The following is a 16,519-nucleotide window of genomic DNA, read 5'->3' as shown; positions in this document are numbered from 1 at the left end:
AGCGCCAGAAAAATAGCGTTTTGCGCCACACCCAAACGTTTTGCCCGCTCGTACTGATAAGCATCAGGATAATCGCGAATATCCTGCCGCAACACATCAAGATCAATCTTGCGTTGGCGAAACCCTTGAGGTTTACGATGGATGTTCTTAACCCAACGCGTCACGCTCGCCACGCCAACATCAAACCGGGCCGCCACCTCGGCTATCGTAAGTCCTTTTTTCTCTCTAACAGACAGGACTTTACGGCGGAAATCCAGTGAATAGGCCATCTTTAAATTATAATCAAAATTATCTGGTTGTGCTATAGGTGCAAGTATTGCCTTGCCTTATTGGTAATTTTTTATTTATGGAGTCAGCTAAGTGAAATTTAACATGTAAATTAAGATTTATGATAGCTTATCACTTTAGCGTCGGCTGCTAGTTCACCCAGATAATCCGCCCATCATTACATCGTCTCGCGATGCTTAGGTAGATGATCAGCATGATTATGATTATATGCAGCTGATACCTTCACATACCCCATGTGCCAGCTGCCGTTCAATCGCTTCATGTGGCCAGCCATGCTCATGAAGCAGGGTTGAATCCATGCTGTGGAAACCGTGCCCGGTCATTTCATCTTTTTCATAACCCATAAGCCTGAGTGCTGCATTGACGGTATTTTCTGACATTGGTCTGACGGTACTTTTTATGCTTGGAAAAATATATTTCCTATTCCCTGTTATAGCAAAACCAGCTAGAAATAATTCAAAGGGTATTCTCATTGTCTCATCTAGCACAAATGGGCATACGCCAAAGCACTGCGTAAACAACACAACCAAACCGTTGAGATGCTCTTCAAATTCTATATATTCTGAATCATTCTTAACTGGTTACGCTATAATAGTTGAATGGCTTCTAAAACCTTAATTGCTTGACGCGATAAGGAACAACGTGCTGTTTTTTATCTTCATTTTATGGCCGAGTATACGCTATTCTTTCTTATCAAAATCGATCTCTGCCCATCCCGCTTGACGTAGTTCACCTGATCGAACGGAAAACCAGCGAGTCAAGCCGTGCCGCTTGTTTTGCTCATTGACGACTTTGACTAACGCCGGGTCAACGTCCATAGTCAGCAAATTCGGTGCTTCATCTCTTTTCTTGTATGCAGTGGGAAGGGTAACAGCAGATAGACCCGATAACAAGGCGTTTTATGCTTGCTTGCATATCGATCCCATACGCCAGAACTTCCGGTGGATTGTGCAGTATCTGTGAGCATTTAAAGGTATTCCAGATACGCCGTGATACTATAGGATATAGGAAATTATCAATTCTTATGAAATGCTGCAAATTCAAACTTGACGGGAGGGGTAACCTAAAAGTAAGTAAATATCATTGAAATATAATGATATTTATTTTTAGGATTTTAAAAATACCGTCAAATTTCTTTATTGGGTATTAGCCGCTCTAATCAAACAAGCCAGCCAGGCTTAAAGGTCAGCGGGTATCTTTTCCTATTGGTTCTCTGGAACCATTTGCTATCTTTAAGCAGTACATAAGAAAACCCTCACTAAATAGGACGATATCTAGTGGGGGTTTTATTTCACATTAGAGAGATTCATAACAGATGCTAAGTCATGAAATACTTTAAACGACCCTTATTTTTGAAACTTTAGAAAAAAAAGAGTAGAGCACATATAAAAAAACGCTCTAACGTAGACCTAGTCCGTTTATAGCTTCGTTAAACCTTACTCAATATCTGCGTTGGATTTGAAAGGTTTCAGGTTTTATCAGGCTTTTGCTTCCCCTCGACACATAAAAAAAGTATTCAGCTTTTTTACTTTTTTGAGACGTTTAGCGAAGAAATAGCAAGTTGCGGTACATAAATCTAAAAGCTGTAGAGATTGATGCTGCCCTATTCATCAAAAAGCGAACAACAATGAAGAAAGAAAGAGGATGTTTTATCCTATTTCTTTATGAAATAAACATCTTAAAAAAATTGTAGTGTATTGGAGATATTGCTTGATTTGATGTGAAAAAAAGGGAATATTGCATAGCTTTTAGGCAAAAATATAGCACTCGATAACCTGATTCATGCGGGCTTTTACTAGCTTTGGAAGAGGAATCAATGAAAAAAGCCATACCGTTGTTAACTGCAATTACGTTGTTATCAGGCTGTGCTTCCATATTTCATGGCACATCGCAGCAAGTAGCAATCCGAAGCAATCAGCCAGACGTTGATCTCTATGTGAATGAAGACTTTATTGGACGCGGTAATAGCATCACAACCTTTAAGAAAAAAAGAGAATACGTGGTTACTGCACGCAAGGAAGGCTGTATTCCGGTTTCTATTCCAGCTTCAAAATCATTCGATGCCACCACTTTGCTTGGTATGTTTATTGATTTGGGCATCATCTCAATACTTGTGGTCGATGGCGCTGGTACAGGCGCATGGCGTAAGTTTGACCAAACCAGCTTTGTTATTGATCCGCAGTGCGATAAAACGCCAGCAGCATCAAAACCACTACAACAACTGCTAAGAAAGAAGAACCTAAAAGATAAGATTAAAGAGAAAATATACAGATGATGCCCGCCAAGCGCGGGCTATCTCAGCCTGAAGTTTTCTCCAAGTCTCCATCTTATTCCTGTAGTCTGAAGATTCCAATCAATTTTTTTGAAAATTCACAACTTTGGCACCTATAAACAAACTCTCCAAATAATCCGCCCACCATTGCATCATTTCTCGCCGCTTAGGCAGGTGTTCAGCAAAGTTATAGCTAGCTGATACCTTGTTACGTTCTGCATGGGCTAATTGCTGTTCTATCGCTTCATGCGGCCAGCCATGCTCATGTAATAACGTACTAGCCATGCTGCGAAAACCATGCCCTGTCATTTCATCTTTTTCATAACCCATGCGTCTTAATGCTGCATTAATGGTATTTTCGCTTATGGGTCTGCTGGTACTTCTTATGCTTGGAAAGATATATTTACCATGTCCTGTTAATGGTTGAATGTCTTCTAGTATCTCAATTGCTTGACGTGATAATGGGATGATATGTTGTTCACTCATCTCCATTTTATGGCTGGGTATGCGCCACTCTTTTTTATCAAAATTAATCTCTACCCATTCTGCTTGACGTAGTTCACCCGGTCTGACGAATACCAATAGGGCAAGCTGTAACGCACATTTAGTAGTATATGAGCCAGCAAAGCTATTGATTGAGCGTAGCAATGCTCCAATAGCCTTAGGGTCAGTAATGCTGGCATGATGCTTTGATTTAACTGGCGCTAATGCTCCCCTCAAATCGCCACTAGTATCACGTTCAGCGCGGCCGGTTTGAGTGGCATATCTATCTAAACACACCCGGCCGACGTATTCCCGTGTCCGTTGCGCTTTCTCGTGAGCGCCACGGCTTTCTATTTTACGCAGTACGGCCAGCAATTCAGGCGCATTAATATCTTTGATTGATCGATTACCTAACCAGGGGAATATATCTGCTTCTAAGCATCGTTTTATATTGGCGCTAGGCTAGTTGACTCTGCCCAAGTAGCTGATTGTTTAGCGTGCCATTCAAGTGCTATAGTTTGGAATGTGTTTTCGTGGGCATATTTCTTGACTTGTTTACTGATGGCTTTCACCAGTACCGGGTCAATTTCCTTAATTAGCAAGTCCCGTGCTTCATCTCTTTTCTTACGTGCAGAGAGAAGGTTAACAGTTGGATAAACGCCGATAGCCAGTGTTTTCCGTTTGTCTGCATATCGGTAATGCATGCGCCAATACTTCCCGGCAGACTTCACCAGTAAATATAAGCCGCCACTGTCAGCCATTTTGTAGGGCTTGTCTTTTGGCTTAGCGTTACGTATTGCGGTATCTGTAAGCATTTGACGGTATCTCATATAACGGTATTTAAAAGTACCGTCATTTTGATGGTATGTCTAGATACGTTGTGATGCTACAGGAAACTACCAGTCTGTTTGAAAGCTAGTAAATTTAAGGGATTTGATGCGATGAGATACTGCTTGAAATGCTTGGGAGGGGTAACCGCAAAATATAAATAACTTACTGATAGATAATGATTATATTTTTTTGATTTTTAAAAGTACCGTCAAAAGTACCGTCAATTTTTTTTGTTGGACAGGTATTTTTTGCAATTGGTTCTCTGGAATCGATTGCAAAATCTGTATATAAGAAAACCCCCACCGTATAGCTACGAAATCTAGTGAGGGCTTTGTTTCACATTACATTAGAGAGGAGAGATTCATAACAAATGCTACATCATGAATTACTTTTAACGGCTTTTATTTCTGCAGCTTTAGGATAAAAAGAATAGAGCGCATATATGAACTACATTCCCACCAGAAAATAAATCTTCTAACGCAATCTTAGCGCGTTTATAGCCTCGTTAAGCTTTACTCAATACTTTGGTTTTGAAAAGCTTCATGTTTTGTCAGGCTTTTGCTTGATCCTCGATATATCAAAAAAAGTATTTCAGCTTTTTTACTTTTTTTGGAGACGTTTAGCGAAGAAATAGTAAACTGCGGTACATAAATCTAAAAGCTGTAGAGATTGAAATAGTCCCCTCCCATTAAAAAAACCGTTTTTTGTTTTGCACGTATGAAAATTTGGACTGACTACGGTACTGAAAATTAGAGCTGTAGAGATTGATGCCGCCCCGCTCATCAAAAAGAAAGCAACAAAGAAGAAAGAGGGGTGGCTTATCCTATCCCTTTATAAAATAATCACTTTAAATGTGAGAAGATGTATTATTGCATCGCATTTGGGCAGAAATATAGCTCTCGATAGACCTGCTTCGTGCGGGTTTTTATTAGCCTTTTGAAAGGTGAATCGATGAAAAAAGCTATATCGTTGTTAACTGCAATTACGTTGTTATCAGGCTGTGCTTCCACATTCCATGGCACATCGCAGCAAGTGGTAATACGAGGCAAACAGCCAGATGTTGATCTCTATGTGAATGAAGCTTTTATTGGACGCGGTAATGGCATTACAGTCTTTAAGAAAAAAGAAGAATACGTGATTACTGCACGCAAGGAAGGCTGTATTCCTGCTTCTATTTCAGCTTCAAAATCATTCGATACTACCACTTTGCTTGGTATGTTTATTGATTTGGGCATCATCTCAATACTTGTGGTCGATGGCGCTGTTACAGGTGCATGGCGTAAGTTTGACCAAACCAGCTTTGTTATTGATCCGCGGTGCAATAAAACGCCAGCAGCATTAAAACCAGTACAACAACTGCTAAGGAAGAAGAATCTAAAAGATAAGATTAAAAAGAAAATAGACAGATGATGCTCGCCAAGTGCGGGCTATCTCAGCCTGTACCAATTTTGCATTTCTAAAATTTGAATTAGGTTTGAATTGCCCGAGTGAATAGACAAGAAAAACCCCATCAGACGGACACTAAATCTGATGGGGAATTCTATTTCACATTAGAGAAATTGATTCATGACAAATACGCCATGAAATACTTATAACGAATCTTATTTCTGAAACTTTAGGAGATCTTTAGATATTAAAAACTAACTAACCGCGTCAATCAGCTTCTTTTGTTCATTCAATAGCCAACTCAATTTCTTCTGTAGCTTGCTAATTCCATGCTTATAAGCATTCTGGCTTGAGTTAGCTTTGCCTGCTGGCGTTTTTGCCCCGGTCGAATGTTTCCACGGTTGCCAATTCCTGATTAACTCTGCCTGTCTCAATCGTTCCTCCGGTGTCCAGTGGCGCATGATTAGCCTCGCTTAATAGTTCGTTTGAAGAATTAATAGATTTCCCAGCGTGCGTATAAGATGGATCGTTGTTTATTTGCTGGTGTCCATGTGCAATATTGGCCTGCTTGGCAAATACTACAGGCGGGGTTTTAATTGCTGCCAATATTTCAATTGTCCTGGCGCATTGTGCTTGGGCTTTAAGTGCCAGCCGCATATAACTTTCTGCTGCATTTAAATATTGTCCCATGTTATCGGCTGCATGATTCGCCATCGCATTGAATATTGAGTTTAATGAAACAACTTGTGCCGTAAGCGTTGCTTCTAGATCGCTCAAATCACCGTTATTAACCTTCTCAGCTTTTTCATTCATCACCATAACTGCTTCTTCCAGGCCAATTTCACCCGCAAGAGGTTTGATGAATGTCTGTGCTGTTATGGTATTTAAGATAGTAGGTGATAACTTGATCTCAGCAAACTTGCGCTCTTGGTTTTCGCCTTTCTTCAAAGTGACATTAAGTGTTTTTGTGCTCTTATTTGTGGGTATTTTGGGCTTCCTGTTAATTGCCATGTTTGTTCTATTTGCAATGATTGGTAGGTGAAATGCTATACACAGGATAGTGTTTTTATTATTTGCTAGCTAAAACGCTATATAGCATTTGTTTCTTTTCCCTTTCCTTTGGAAGTCATGATTGCTGCAAATGATCTTCTTTTAGTTTTGGTGCCCTGTTGTGTTTGTTCGATCCCTAACAATTGGGCATAGGGTAATGGGTCACTGTGGATGGCATCACGTACACATGGCCAGATAATAGATTTCATGACTGGGTCAGTATTCAGTTTTAATAAAACTTGCTTCTCAATAAATACTTTGTCATTACTGGTAAGACGTTTAGTTTCATTTCTGCTTAACCCATAGTGCCGCGCAACATCCAAATGGAATTGGTTAATCAATCTAAGCAAATTACCTTTGCCGCCCATGATTTGATTACCCTGCATTTTGTTATTTACTAAAGGCAGAATCAGTGCATGGGCATGGGGTGCGCTTTCGTCCAGATGAACATCAAAGGATAGCAACACACCCGGTATTTGTTGCTTAACCCATTCCAGGCAATCTTTAAAGAATGGTTGGGTGTCCTGTTCGTGTCGGTCCACAGGCAAGCTGAAAATAATCTCTAATGCCATCACCTGATTAATGCGGGGCTTATCGATGCCAGCCTGAACCAGCAATACTTTTGCAGTACGGTCTATTTGCTCCGCAGTATCAGTATTGGTTAATGAATAGTTGAATGGCGTTCTAAACGCATCAATATTTGCACCTGCGCCGCGTTCTGCTTGCAATGTGCGTTTATTGTGTTTCAATGCGTTCAGAATACCATTCTTGCCTTTCACCTTACCAAGTCTCAGTAGGTGGCTTGCTGCCATTGCTTATTCATCCGCTAGCCGGGATAAGTAAAGATATAGCGCCCAAAGCTCACTTGAATTAAGTGAAGCCACATCAGAGCCTATCCCAAGGTGAGAATAGCCTGCTAACAGCATTTCCAGACGTTCTAGCCATGTCTCATTCATGACATTCACCCTTTCGTAACACATAGCAGCCGACACGGTGTTTATCGCCATTTTCTGCTTCGATGACTTGCCATACTGTATCGATGCAATGGCCTTTTTGACGCAGTTGTAATATTCGTGCGGGTGGATGGTAAATACCTAATCCTCTGCTTGCTTCAAATGTATTGATGCTGAATAAACTCAAAGCTTTTAATAAACGGGCGCATTGCTGTTTTGCGTCATCACCTGTAAACTGCTTATTGATATCTTGAAAAGCCGCTTCTTTATGGGGCGGTATTTTTTTATCCATGTTATGCCCCTTGATTTCCAGTTAATGCCAATGCTGCGCGCAATTCCCCGACGTTCCAGCAGGTAGTGCGTGGTGATAATTTACGGGGTTTAGGAATACGACCTGCCTTTACACCTCGCCAAATACTGGCCGATGAACATGCATATAAAGCTCGAACTACTGGCTGTCTTACATTGGCAGTATCGGGGAGCTGATCAAAGTTTCTTAAAGCTTCTGGGATTAATTGCGATTTGCTACTAGTCATTGTCACCTCTTGATTTAATTTAAGGTGACATGAAGTTTAATTACATGATTTGTGAGTTTCGAGGGAAGAAAATTATCATTTTGATTTCCGGAGCTATTTTATATAACTATTATTCCGGAAATATTTTTTCAGAAATTATTCCCTTGCAATTCTTCAGAAGCTGCCTGCGCTCTTAAAGCGTTTAATGCTGCTGCTGAAAAGATAAGTTGACATTTTTTTTTGATACTTTTTCTAATTCGCTCGGCAAGATCAACACCATATTCATTGGGAAACAATGCTTCACCTATAACATGATTGGGAATAGTTGCATTTTCAATAGTTGCAATCATTGTCAAATCCCAATAAGGCAGGAGTTTTGAATCATGCCAATCTTCAAAATCTTTAGTAGAAAACTGATATTTCATAAAGTTATTGGAAGATTTTCTGGTATCAATTAACCAGTTTTTAAATTCTTTTAAAATTTGCTCATCACTCGCGTAAAGATCAATCTCAAGAAATTTTGTATTTTCGTACTGGGCAAAATTTGCAATAGGCTGACTGTACTTCCCTCTAATTTCTAAATTGCGTTTAATTTCGTTAATCCAATCTTCATATTCAGTTGAATGGCTAAAGATTGAACAATCATTTTCAATTTCAGCTTTTTTGCTTGAATTTATAAGAAAAGAATATGCCGTGTATTCGCTAAGCTCTTGGACACTAGCAAATTTATGTTTATATTCTCCCTCAGGTTTATATTCTCCATCTGGTTTTTTAAGGTTCTCATAAATTTCATCAAGCTCACAGCAAGCACTGATAAGAGTAGGAAATGGATCGATTTTCATGGAATTAAAAAACTTTAATCTTTCTTCCACAGCCGCCCTAAAATCATCAGGTTCTAATTTATTTAGATAATTATCAGGATTTATTAGAATATCAGAATGATTTAGTCTCATGAGTATTTGTTCTAGCCATTCCTTGGAAGTAAAATTAGCAGACTCACTGTAGTTTTCTAACTTAAACCAAGAAGGAATTTTTCTCCAAATCTCCATCGTGTTCCTTTAATATAAAAACTCTATTCAAGTTTATTTTTGAAATTCAAAACCTTGGCACCCATAACCAAACTCTCCAAATAATCCGCCCACCATTGCATCATTTCTCTTCTTTTTGGTAGATGTTCTGCATGATTGTTTACAGCCGCTATCTTATTTCGTTCTGCATGGGCTAACTGTCGTTCTATAGCTTCATGTGGCCAGCCATGTTCATGTAATAACGTACTAGCCATGCTTCTAAAGCCATGTCCGGTCATTCCATCTTTTTCGTAACCCATGCGCCTTAAAGCTGCGTTGACGGTATTTTCACTCATGGGTCTGACGGTACTTCTTATGCTCGGAAAGATATATTTCCCATTCCCTGTTAATAGGTGAATAGCTTCTAATATCTCAATTGCTTGATGTGATAATGGGATGATATGTTGCTCACCCATCTTCATTTTGTTACCGGGTATGCGCCACTCTTTTTTATCAAAATTAATTTCTGTCCATTCCGCATAGCGTAATTCACCGGGTCGCACGAATACCAGCGGAGCAAGCTGCAGCGCACATTTAGTAGTATAGGAACCTACAAAACCACTGATTGAGCGTAGCAATGCACCAATAGCTTTAGGGTCGGTAATACTAGCATGATGTTTTGCTTTAACTGGTGTTAATGCCCCCCTTAAATCGCCGCTAGGATCACGTTCAGCGCGCCCGGTTTGAATGGCATATCTAAAATATATACCCGTCCCACATATTCCCTTGCCCGTTGCGCTTTCTCATGCGCCCCACGGCTTTCTATTTTGCGTAGCACTGCCAGCAATTCAGGTGCGTTAATATCTTTGATTGGTCGATTGCTAGCCAAGGGAATATATCCGCTTCCAGGCATCGTTTTATGTTGGCGCTGGTAGACTCAGCCCAAGTAGTTGACTGTTTGAGGTGTCATTCAAGTGCAATGGCCTGAAAGGTGTTTTCATTGGCGTGCTTCTTAACTTGCTTATTGACAGCTTTCGCCAATGCAGGATCAACTTCCTTAGTGAGTAGCTCACGCGCCTCATCTCTTTTCTTACGTGCAGCAGTAAGGGTAACTGTTGGATAAACACCGATAGCTAGCGTTTTGCGTTTGTCTGCATATCGGTAATCCATGCGCCAATACTTTCCAGCGGATTTCACCAGCAAATATAAGCCGCCACTGTCAGCTATTTTGTAGGGCTTGTCTTTTGGTTTAGCGTTACGTACTGCGGTATCTGTAAGCATTTGACGGTACCTCACATGACGGTATCTAAAAGTACCGTCAAAAATACCGTTAATTTGACGGTACGTCCAGATACGTTATGATGCTATAAGAATCTTTCATTGCCGATGAAAGCTAGTAATTTCAATGGACTTGATACGATTTGAGGTTTGTTGAAATGATTATTTGGTGCCGGAAGGGGGAATCGAACCCCCATGATGTCACCATCGCGGGATTTTGAGTCCCGTGCGTCTACCAATTCCGCCATCCCGGCCGCCGCTTATTTTATTTCGGGTGAGGCGCAATTATTACTGAAAATAGCAGGTACAGCAACCTAGTGCTTGTGAAAAAATTGCAGCATGTGATTCAAGAACAAATAAAATTAAACTAAATAACAAGAAATATCAATGAGATATAGACAAAATACAAACAATATCTCACAATGCAGTTACCTGAATATTATGAAATAGATCTTTTTACATTTTCATTATTGCAGCAGTTTTAATTAAAAAATAATCTGCCCTAAGCACAGCATATATTAAAGTACGGTGACACGTGCGAATAGCTTAAGCACACCTGTATAATACGGGCAATGAAAATTCAGGATTTTGATTTTTTTCTACCCAATGATTTGATTGCGCAGTTTCCGCCTCAGCAGCGAGCAGACAGCCGCTTACTCTATTTGGATAGTCCGAGTAACAAATTGCAAGATGCATTATTCGTTGATCTAATAACATATCTGCGCGCGGGTGATGTAATTGTTTTTAATAATACTCGAGTGATCAAAGCGCGGCTATGGGGTATCAAGCAGACCGGCGGCAAGATAGAAGTAATGGTAGAACGAGTGCTAGATTCCCATCATGTCTTGGCAATGATACGTGCCAGTCATGCTCCCCAAATCGGATCAAGTTTATTGCTGGGGAACAAAATTAATGCAGTTGTTCAAGGGTATGAACAAAATTTCTATATACTGCACTTTGTACATGAACTCCCAGCCACTGAGCTACTAGAACAATACGGTAATCTGCCATTACCACCTTATATTGAGCGACAAGCCACACAGCTGGATGAAGAACGTTATCAGACGATTTTTGCAAAAGAGGTGGGTGCTGTCGCTGCGCCTACCGCAGGGTTACATTTTGATGAAGCAATGTTAGTAAAATTGCATGAAATGGGTGTAATAATCACCTATGTAACTTTACATGTCGGCGCTGGAACATTTCAACCTGTTCGAACTGAAAATATATTGAATCATCAAATGCATACAGAGTTTTATTATATACCAGCAGAAACGATCGATGCCATTCAACAAGCCAAGCATATGGGTAATCGCGTGCTAGCAGTCGGCAGCACCTCATTGCGTGCCTTGGAAGCTTGTGCTAATGCCAATAATGGTGAACTTAAGTCAGGGTATGGTGAAACCAACCTTTTTATTACACCTGGTTTTAACTTCCGCATCGTTGATCGATTGCTTACAAACTTTCATTTACCACGTTCTACCTTACTTATGATGGTATCTGCTTTTGCAGGCATGGAAAATATTCGTTGCGCTTATCAGCATGCCATTAGCCAACGCTATCACTTCTTTAGTTATGGTGATGCCATGCTTATCGAAAGAAAAGCATGAAATTTAAGTTGCATAACGTTGATAATAGTGCCAGACGGGGAATATTGACATTTCCCCACGGTAAGGTGGAAACACCTGCTTTCATGCCAGTAGGAACATATGGGGCAGTCAAAACTGTATCACCAACTGAATTACAGGAAATTAATGCAAAAATAATATTAGGCAATACTTTCCATTTATGGTTACGACCTGGTTTAGACGTTATTGAAACACATGGAGGGCTACATCGTTTCATGGGATGGAATGGTCCAATACTCACTGATTCAGGCGGCTTCCAGGTTTTTAGTCTCGGTAAATTACGTAAAATTAACGAGAAAGGTGTAGCATTCCGTTCACCGGTAAATGGTGATATGTGTTTCTTAACTCCTGAAGAATCCATGCGTATTCAGCGTATACTCAACTCTGATGTTGTCATGATTTTTGATGAATGCACCCCCTATCCAGTTGATATTCCGATTGCAAAAGCCTCTATGGAACTTAGCTTACGTTGGGCGGAACGATCAAAACGTGCACACGATGGCAATCCTAACGCACTTTTTGGTATTGTTCAGGGAGGAATGCATGAGAATTTGCGTGACCAATCTCTCGCTGATTTACAGAAGATAGGTTTTGATGGTTACGCTATTGGCGGCTTGTCTGTAGGCGAACCCAAAGCAGACATGCAGCGTATACTTACTCACGTCGCACCTCAATTGCCACCTGATAAACCCAGATACTTGATGGGAGTGGGTACGCCAGCAGATATCGTCCATGCGGTCGCACAAGGCATTGATATGTTTGACTGTGTTTTACCTACACGCAATGCGCGCAATGGCTGGCTCTATACACGAAATGGCATTATTAAATTACGGAATAGTCGATATCGCCTGGATACCTCATCACCAGATGAACAATGCCCCTGCTATACTTGCCGTCATTTTACGCGTGCTTACTTACATCATTTACAACGAACAAACGAGATTCTTGGCGCACGCCTGAACACGCTACATAACCTTTATTACTATCAGCAGCTCATGAGCGAAATTCGCAACGCAATTGAGTTAGGCCAATTTGAACAATACCAACGAGAATTTCAAGCATAATGCTACAGCGTGCTAAAATACCGTTTTTAATCTTTTTACGGGAGAAAACATCATGTTGATTAGTGAAGCCTTTGCTCAAGCTGCTAATAGCGCTCAAGCTGAACCAAGCTTAATGAGTCTCCTACCGTTAATTGGAATTCTTGTTATTTTTTATTTTTTGTTGATTCGCCCGCAATCTAAGCGCGTCAAAGAACAAAAGCTAATGAGAGAAGGATTGCAAAAAGGCGATGAAATTATCATTAGTGGGGGCGAACTAGGCCGTGTCACGAGTGTGGGAGAACACTATATTATGGTGGAAATAGCACCTAATGTTGAAATCACAGTACTCAAGGCTGGCGTGCAAACCTTATTGCCCAAAGGCACACTAAAAAGTATTGATACAGGCAAAAGTAATAAAGCGCTTAAAAATAATAGAGCACAAAAAGCAAGCGACATTCAGGAAAGTAGCGATGAGAATACCAGCGTAGCACCTCTTAACGAGTCGCAAAAAGATAGTAGCGACAAAAGTTGAAAAATTCAATAAAAATTAAAAATTAGTTTGATTTACCCCCCTTTTTTCCCTTTTTTAAATTCATTTTTAACACCATGAACCGCTATCCTCTCTGGAAAAATTTGATTATTGCGATTACGCTTCTTGTTGGGTTGCTTTATACCTTACCCAATTTTTATGGCGAATCACCCGCAATACAAATTTCACCGCTACGAATTACGGCAGAGGCTGGCTTACCACTATTACAGAAAATAGAAGGTGCGCTTAAAAAACATGGATTAATTAGTGAAGGAACACTTGTTGAAGGGAATAGTATCAAAATTCGTTTTGCTGATACGGATGTTCAAATTAAGGCAAGAGATATTCTGCAAATGGAGCTTGGCACCGATTACATTGTAGCGCTCAATCTTATTCCGAATTCTCCAGAATGGTTGAATAGTATTGGTGCATTACCCATGTATTTAGGGCTCGATTTACGCGGCGGAGTCCATTTCCTGCTGCAGACGGATATGGATGGTGCATTAACCAAAGCGCTGGATCGTTATAGTAGCGATATTCGCAGCACCTTACGCGAACAGAAAATATCATCTGCTGGCCTTGATCGACAAGATTCGCAACTCATTATCAAATTCAGAGATGAGCAATCACGTTCAAAAGCCGAAACCGAACTCAAGAAAATATATTCTGATCTGGATTTGCGCACCCAGGATACAGGAAGAGATTTCCGCCTGCTAGTATCGACTAAGCCAGAAGCACAAACACGTATGCAAAGTGCCACCATACAACAAAACATTTCTACATTGCGTAATCGTGTGAATGAGCTCGGTGTGGCAGAGCCTGTTATTCAGCAGGCTGGTATCGATCGTGTCATTGTGCAATTACCCGGCGTTCAGGATACTGCCAAAGCAAAAGATATTCTGGGAAGAACAGCCACTCTGGAAATCAGGATGGTAGATGATGAAAGCGATATTGAAGCAGCGTTAAGAGGACAAATTCCGTTTGGTACCGAGCTTCTCACTGAACGTGGCGGCGGCGCAATTCTAGTAAAAAAGCAAATATTACTGACCGGTGATCGTATTACGGATGCACAGCCCGGGTTTGATAACGACAATCAACCAGCTGTTCACATTACCCTTGACAGCAACGGTGCACGCATTTTCAAGCAGTTGACACGAAATAATGTCGGCAAACGTATGGCAATTTTACTTGTTGAGAAAAATCGTGCAGAGGTTGTCACTGCACCTGTTATCCGCGAAGAAATCGGCGGTGGACGCGTTCAGATAAGTGGTCGAATGAGCAGTGTGGAAGCTCGTGATGTTGCTCTATTATTGCGTGCTGGTGCATTAGCTGCGCCAATGGAAATTATTGAAGAACGTACGGTAGGGCCTAGTTTGGGTGCAGACAATATCACCAGAGGATTCAATTCGACATTGTTTGGTTTCCTGGCTGTGGCTATCTTCATTATGCTTTATTATAGAGTAATCGGTGTGATCTCTATTTTTTCGCTCGGGGCAAATCTTTTATTATTGATCAGTCTCCTTTCTATTTTGCAAGCAACATTAACACTTCCTGGAATGGCTGCTATTGCACTTACAGTTGGTATGGCGATTGATGCCAATGTTCTTATAAATGAGCGTATACGTGATGAGCTTCGTAATGGTTTAACACCACAATTAGCCATTAATGCTGGCTATGAGCGAGCGTTTGGGACTATTGTGGATTCAAATGTTACAACACTCATTGCAGGGATTGCATTATTTGCCTTTGGTTCAGGTCCAGTTAAAGGGTTTGCTGTAGTACTTTGTTTAGGTATTCTAACTTCTGTGTTCACCGCAGTAACTGTTTCTCGTGCGATGGTCAACCTGATATATGGCGGGCATCGTAAATTGGAAAAAATTTCAATTGGTACCGTCTGGAAACCCAAAGTGGTAAAGCGTTAATGACAATAGACATATATTCAATTTTACTCGTCTCAGAAACTACGAAAGTCTAATCTGAAATAGCTAATCAGGATTCTTAAACTATGGAATTTTTTAAATTTGAACGTGATATCCCCTTTATGAGTTGGGGGAAATATACAACTACTATTTCATTATTAACTTTTATTGTCTCGCTTTTTTTTATTGTTACAAAAGGATTAAACTTAGGGGTTGATTTTACCGGCGGAACGGTTCTTGAAGTAAGTTATGCCCAACCCGCCAATCTCGATAAAATTAGATCAATCTTTGCTACACTCGGAATACCTGATGCCTCAGTACAGAATTTTGGCACTTCTCGTGATGTATTAATTAGATTACCTGCCAAGCATCAGTTTTCTAGCGCCAAACTATCAGAAACTGTAATAGCTTCCCTTAAAGAAGTGGATGAATCTATACAAATACGTCGAGTGGAATTTGTCGGCCCTCAAGTAGGCGATGAATTATTAGAGAATGGCGCATTAGCTTTACTGTTTGTTTCACTTGGCATCGTAGCATACTTAGCAATACGTTTTGAATGGAAATTTGGTGTTGCTGGTATCATCGCAAACTTGCATGATGTGATTATTATTTTGGGTTTTTTTGCTTACTTTCAATGGGAGTTCTCCCTTACAGTTCTTGCTGCAATCTTGGCTATTCTTGGCTACTCAGTAAATGAATCCGTTGTTGTATTTGATCGCATTCGCGAAAATTTTCGTAAGATGCGTAAGGCACCTGCAACTCAAATTATTAATAATGCTATAACGAGAACAATGTCTCGTACCATTATTACTCACGGGAGTACACAGGCTGTGGTTGTATCTATGCTTCTTTTTGGTGGTGAGACATTGTATTATTTTGCATTGGCTTTAACCATCGGCATCTTGTTTGGCATTTACTCTTCTGTGCTCGTTGCAAGTCCACTTCTGATGTTACTAGGGGTCAAACGCGAGGATTTAGTAAAACCAGAGAAAAAGCAACAAGAAGAGGCTTTACCATAGTCATAGAGATTTCGGACTTATCGAATGAGGCAAGAACGATAAGATTTGTACAATATCACTATATCTGTAGAATAACTAGGGTCTGTTGACATTTCACATAGGTAGCCACAGATATCCACACGCTATGGCTACCATACTCTCGTAATTTCGCTTCAGTTTGTCGTATCGCGTTGCTATTGCCCGATACTGTTTTAGCCTGGCAAAAGCATTCTCCACCCAATGCCGATATTGATATAAACCCCAATCCATATCTGCATTACCCTTCAACGAGTTGCGCTTTCTCGGTATCACAGCCTGAACCCCCTTCTTCGTTATCTGTTC

At 40.5% G+C, this 16,519-nt stretch carries 22 protein-coding genes and 1 tRNA gene; 7 read left to right on the top strand and 16 right to left on the bottom strand.

Going from position 1 to position 16,519, the window contains the following annotated elements:
- From BM122_RS17115 to BM122_RS17105, 3 genes are all read right to left on the bottom strand, one after another.
- Window positions 1-269: IS630 transposase-related protein (locus BM122_RS17115; protein WP_074906149.1), on the bottom strand; the 269-nt coding region annotated here is incomplete at its 3' end.
- A 222-nt stretch (window positions 270-491) separates the two neighbouring features.
- Window positions 492-761 carry a tyrosine-type recombinase/integrase gene (locus BM122_RS17110; RefSeq protein ID WP_074906790.1) on the bottom strand — a complete coding sequence of 90 codons (270 nt, stop codon included), beginning with the start codon at window positions 759-761 and terminating at the stop codon, window positions 492-494.
- Window positions 762-968: 207 nt separating this feature from the next.
- Window positions 969-1,181, bottom strand: a complete 213-nt coding sequence (locus tag BM122_RS17105) for a hypothetical protein (protein WP_074906789.1) — start codon at window positions 1,179-1,181, stop codon at window positions 969-971.
- Between the two features lie 923 nt (window positions 1,182-2,104).
- Here BM122_RS17105 and BM122_RS17100 point away from each other — a divergent pair.
- On the top strand, window positions 2,105-2,563 hold the full coding sequence (locus BM122_RS17100) for a hypothetical protein (RefSeq protein ID WP_074906788.1): 459 nt from the start codon (window positions 2,105-2,107) through the stop codon (window positions 2,561-2,563).
- Window positions 2,564-2,641: 78 nt separating this feature from the next.
- On the opposite strand, the gene BM122_RS25400 is transcribed toward BM122_RS17100, so the two are convergent.
- Window positions 2,642-3,442, bottom strand: coding sequence for a tyrosine-type recombinase/integrase (locus BM122_RS25400; RefSeq protein ID WP_371264946.1), 801 nt, complete (start codon window positions 3,440-3,442; stop codon window positions 2,642-2,644).
- A 47-nt stretch (window positions 3,443-3,489) separates the two neighbouring features.
- On the bottom strand, window positions 3,490-3,858 hold the full coding sequence (locus BM122_RS25395; RefSeq protein WP_256212166.1) for a tyrosine-type recombinase/integrase: 369 nt from the start codon (window positions 3,856-3,858) through the stop codon (window positions 3,490-3,492).
- A gap of 967 nt (window positions 3,859-4,825) precedes the next feature.
- On the opposite strand from BM122_RS25395, the gene BM122_RS17090 reads away from it, so the two are divergent.
- Window positions 4,826-5,284 (top strand): hypothetical protein, encoded by a 459-nt coding sequence (locus tag BM122_RS17090; RefSeq protein ID WP_074906787.1) that lies wholly within the window; start codon window positions 4,826-4,828, stop codon window positions 5,282-5,284.
- Window positions 5,285-5,614: 330 nt separating this feature from the next.
- On the opposite strand, the gene BM122_RS22660 is transcribed toward BM122_RS17090, so the two are convergent.
- The 10 genes from BM122_RS22660 to BM122_RS17050 form a co-directional block, all read right to left on the bottom strand.
- On the bottom strand, window positions 5,615-6,271 hold the full coding sequence (locus BM122_RS22660) for a hypothetical protein (protein WP_074906785.1): 657 nt from the start codon (window positions 6,269-6,271) through the stop codon (window positions 5,615-5,617).
- A gap of 77 nt (window positions 6,272-6,348) precedes the next feature.
- Window positions 6,349-7,122: a plasmid recombination protein gene (locus tag BM122_RS17075; protein ID WP_074906784.1), complete on the bottom strand. Its 774-nt coding sequence runs from the start codon at window positions 7,120-7,122 to the stop codon at window positions 6,349-6,351.
- A gap of 3 nt (window positions 7,123-7,125) precedes the next feature.
- Entirely contained in the window at window positions 7,126-7,266 is a 141-nt protein-coding gene (locus tag BM122_RS23545; protein WP_177198194.1) for a hypothetical protein, read from the bottom strand.
- Window positions 7,259-7,555: a helix-turn-helix domain-containing protein gene (locus BM122_RS17070; protein WP_074906783.1), complete on the bottom strand. Its 297-nt coding sequence runs from the start codon at window positions 7,553-7,555 to the stop codon at window positions 7,259-7,261. The genes BM122_RS23545 and BM122_RS17070 overlap by 8 nt, the downstream gene beginning before the upstream one ends.
- A 1-nt stretch (window position 7,556) precedes the next feature.
- Window positions 7,557-7,799 (bottom strand): helix-turn-helix transcriptional regulator, encoded by a 243-nt coding sequence (locus tag BM122_RS17065; protein WP_074906782.1) that lies wholly within the window; start codon window positions 7,797-7,799, stop codon window positions 7,557-7,559.
- A 128-nt stretch (window positions 7,800-7,927) separates the two neighbouring features.
- Window positions 7,928-8,827, bottom strand: a complete 900-nt coding sequence (locus tag BM122_RS17060) for a DUF6387 family protein (protein ID WP_074906781.1) — start codon at window positions 8,825-8,827, stop codon at window positions 7,928-7,930.
- 23 nt (window positions 8,828-8,850) lie between these two features.
- The gene (locus BM122_RS25390; RefSeq protein WP_256212165.1) at window positions 8,851-9,423 is read right to left on the bottom strand and encodes a tyrosine-type recombinase/integrase; all 573 of its coding nucleotides are present in this window, start codon (window positions 9,421-9,423) and stop codon (window positions 8,851-8,853) included.
- A gap of 68 nt (window positions 9,424-9,491) precedes the next feature.
- On the bottom strand, window positions 9,492-9,674 hold the full coding sequence (locus BM122_RS25385) for a phage integrase central domain-containing protein (RefSeq protein ID WP_256212164.1): 183 nt from the start codon (window positions 9,672-9,674) through the stop codon (window positions 9,492-9,494).
- 77 nt (window positions 9,675-9,751) lie between these two features.
- Window positions 9,752-10,066 (bottom strand): Arm DNA-binding domain-containing protein, encoded by a 315-nt coding sequence (locus BM122_RS25380; RefSeq protein ID WP_256212163.1) that lies wholly within the window; start codon window positions 10,064-10,066, stop codon window positions 9,752-9,754.
- Between the two features lie 164 nt (window positions 10,067-10,230).
- Window positions 10,231-10,317: transfer RNA gene (locus BM122_RS17050), tRNA-Leu, on the bottom strand.
- A 318-nt stretch (window positions 10,318-10,635) separates the two neighbouring features.
- Here BM122_RS17050 and queA point away from each other — a divergent pair.
- The 5 genes from queA (at window position 10,636) to secF (ending at window position 16,198) form a co-directional block, all read left to right on the top strand.
- Window positions 10,636-11,670: a tRNA preQ1(34) S-adenosylmethionine ribosyltransferase-isomerase QueA gene (gene queA, locus BM122_RS17045; protein ID WP_074906780.1), complete on the top strand. Its 1,035-nt coding sequence runs from the start codon at window positions 10,636-10,638 to the stop codon at window positions 11,668-11,670.
- A complete protein-coding gene (gene tgt, locus BM122_RS17040) occupies window positions 11,667-12,752 on the top strand; it encodes a tRNA guanosine(34) transglycosylase Tgt (protein WP_074906779.1) in 1,086 nt (361 codons plus the stop codon). Before queA ends, tgt begins: the two co-directional genes overlap by 4 nt.
- 52 nt (window positions 12,753-12,804) lie before the next feature.
- Window positions 12,805-13,263: a preprotein translocase subunit YajC gene (yajC, locus tag BM122_RS17035; protein WP_074906778.1), complete on the top strand. Its 459-nt coding sequence runs from the start codon at window positions 12,805-12,807 to the stop codon at window positions 13,261-13,263.
- Between the two features lie 74 nt (window positions 13,264-13,337).
- On the top strand, window positions 13,338-15,182 hold the full coding sequence (gene secD / locus BM122_RS17030) for a protein translocase subunit SecD (RefSeq protein WP_074906777.1): 1,845 nt from the start codon (window positions 13,338-13,340) through the stop codon (window positions 15,180-15,182).
- 83 nt (window positions 15,183-15,265) lie between these two features.
- Window positions 15,266-16,198, top strand: a complete 933-nt coding sequence (gene secF, locus BM122_RS17025) for a protein translocase subunit SecF (protein ID WP_074906776.1) — start codon at window positions 15,266-15,268, stop codon at window positions 16,196-16,198.
- A gap of 93 nt (window positions 16,199-16,291) precedes the next feature.
- Here secF and BM122_RS17020 read toward each other — a convergent pair.
- The coding region (locus BM122_RS17020; RefSeq protein ID WP_143083503.1) for a transposase at window positions 16,292-16,519 on the bottom strand (228 nt) is incomplete at its 5' end.

It is taken from the genome of Nitrosomonas communis, from assembly GCF_900114745.1.
GTDB lineage: Bacteria > Pseudomonadota > Gammaproteobacteria > Burkholderiales > Nitrosomonadaceae > Nitrosomonas > Nitrosomonas communis_A.
The sequence above is the reverse complement of the archived record's forward strand: the minus strand, read 5'-3'. Positions and strand labels throughout refer to the sequence as shown.

Coding starts and splice junctions, on each gene's coding strand:
- BM122_RS22660 (WP_074906785.1), bottom strand. CDS start 6,271: ATGGCAATTAACAGGAAGCCCAAAATACCCACAAATAAGAGCACAAAA.
- BM122_RS17075 (WP_074906784.1), bottom strand. CDS start 7,122: ATGGCAGCAAGCCACCTACTGAGACTTGGTAAGGTGAAAGGCAAGAAT.
- BM122_RS25380 (WP_256212163.1), bottom strand. CDS start 10,066: ATGCTTACAGATACCGCAGTACGTAACGCTAAACCAAAAGACAAGCCC.
- BM122_RS17100 (WP_074906788.1), top strand. CDS start 2,105: ATGAAAAAAGCCATACCGTTGTTAACTGCAATTACGTTGTTATCAGGC.
- BM122_RS23545 (WP_177198194.1), bottom strand. CDS start 7,266: ATGAATGAGACATGGCTAGAACGTCTGGAAATGCTGTTAGCAGGCTAT.
- secF (WP_074906776.1), top strand. CDS start 15,266: ATGGAATTTTTTAAATTTGAACGTGATATCCCCTTTATGAGTTGGGGG.
- BM122_RS17070 (WP_074906783.1), bottom strand. CDS start 7,555: ATGGATAAAAAAATACCGCCCCATAAAGAAGCGGCTTTTCAAGATATC.
- BM122_RS17060 (WP_074906781.1), bottom strand. CDS start 8,827: ATGGAGATTTGGAGAAAAATTCCTTCTTGGTTTAAGTTAGAAAACTAC.
- BM122_RS25395 (WP_256212166.1), bottom strand. CDS start 3,858: ATGCTTACAGATACCGCAATACGTAACGCTAAGCCAAAAGACAAGCCC.
- yajC (WP_074906778.1), top strand. CDS start 12,805: ATGTTGATTAGTGAAGCCTTTGCTCAAGCTGCTAATAGCGCTCAAGCT.
- secD (WP_074906777.1), top strand. CDS start 13,338: ATGAACCGCTATCCTCTCTGGAAAAATTTGATTATTGCGATTACGCTT.
- BM122_RS17110 (WP_074906790.1), bottom strand. CDS start 761: ATGAGAATACCCTTTGAATTATTTCTAGCTGGTTTTGCTATAACAGGG.
- tgt (WP_074906779.1), top strand. CDS start 11,667: ATGAAATTTAAGTTGCATAACGTTGATAATAGTGCCAGACGGGGAATA.
- BM122_RS17065 (WP_074906782.1), bottom strand. CDS start 7,799: ATGACTAGTAGCAAATCGCAATTAATCCCAGAAGCTTTAAGAAACTTT.
- BM122_RS17090 (WP_074906787.1), top strand. CDS start 4,826: ATGAAAAAAGCTATATCGTTGTTAACTGCAATTACGTTGTTATCAGGC.
- queA (WP_074906780.1), top strand. CDS start 10,636: ATGAAAATTCAGGATTTTGATTTTTTTCTACCCAATGATTTGATTGCG.